The sequence below is a fragment of the Labilibaculum manganireducens genome (assembly GCF_002843385.1).
In the GTDB taxonomy this organism is placed as follows: domain Bacteria; phylum Bacteroidota; class Bacteroidia; order Bacteroidales; family Marinifilaceae; genus Labilibaculum; species Labilibaculum manganireducens.
On the sequence record NZ_MVDE01000096.1, the window covers coordinates 1 to 1042 of the forward strand.

Annotated in this window: 1 protein-coding gene; it reads right to left on the reverse strand. The window is 44.0% G+C overall.

What is annotated here, in order from left to right; all coding sequences use genetic code 11:
* Positions 1 to 1042, reverse strand: a 1042-nt coding sequence (locus BZG01_RS21350; protein WP_143470977.1) for a cadherin repeat domain-containing protein, incomplete at both ends; no start/stop codon positions are given.

The following is a 1042-nucleotide window of genomic DNA, read 5'->3' on the forward strand; positions in this document are numbered from 1 at the left end:
GTTTCTGTCCAGGATGAGAAAGATGTTCCTGCATCGCCGTCTGTTGCAAGTACTGTTCCTACGGCTCCTGAGTTTGCGATATTTTCCGCAATGCTAAAACTCTGAGAGGCTGTTACAACTGGAGTGTTGTCGTTTATTGCGTTCACATCAACTGTTACTGTTTCTGCAGCTGAAGTGTTAACTCCATCTGAAACTGTGATGCTCAAGCTGTAACTTGTGATTGATTCATAATCCAGTTCATTCGCATCATTAACTGTAATTTCACCTGTTGATGAGTTCATGGCAAATACACTGTTTGTATTGCCTGCTGTAATTGTCCAACTGCTAAATGTAGTTGCTGTTGCATCTCCATCGGTGACCAAAACGGTTCCTACTGATGTTGCATTTGAAGCATCTTCATCAATAGTAAATGTTTGTGAAGCTGTCACTATCGGGGCTACATCATTGACATCTGTGATATTGATTGTTATCGTCTCTGCGGCTGAAGTGTTGGTTCCGTCGGAAACTGTTACGGTGTATGTGTATGAGGTTGTTGTTTCATAATCTATACCTGAGTTATCGGTTACGGTGATTGCTCCGCTGGAGGCATTGATCTCAAAAATGGATGCGCCGGTTCCTCCTGCTTCTGTCCAGGATGAGAAAGATGTTCCTGCATCGCCGTCTGTTGCAAGTACTGATCCTACGGCTCCTGAGTTTGCAATATTTTCTGCAATATCAAAACTCTGTGAGGCTGTTACAACTGGAGTGACATCATTTATATCTGTGATATTGATTGTTATCGTTTCTGCGGCTGAAGTGTTTATGCCGTCGGAAACTGTTACGGTGTATGTGTATGAGGTTGTTGTTTCATAATCTATACCTGAGTTATCGGTTACGGTGATTGCGCCGCTGGAGGCATTGATCTCAAAGATGGAGGCGCCGGTTCCTCCGGTTTCTGTCCAAGATGAGAAAGATGTTCCTGCATCGCCGTCTGTTGCAAGTACTGTTCCTACGGCTCCTGAGTTTGCGATATTTTCTGCAATGCTAAAACTCTGAGAGGCTG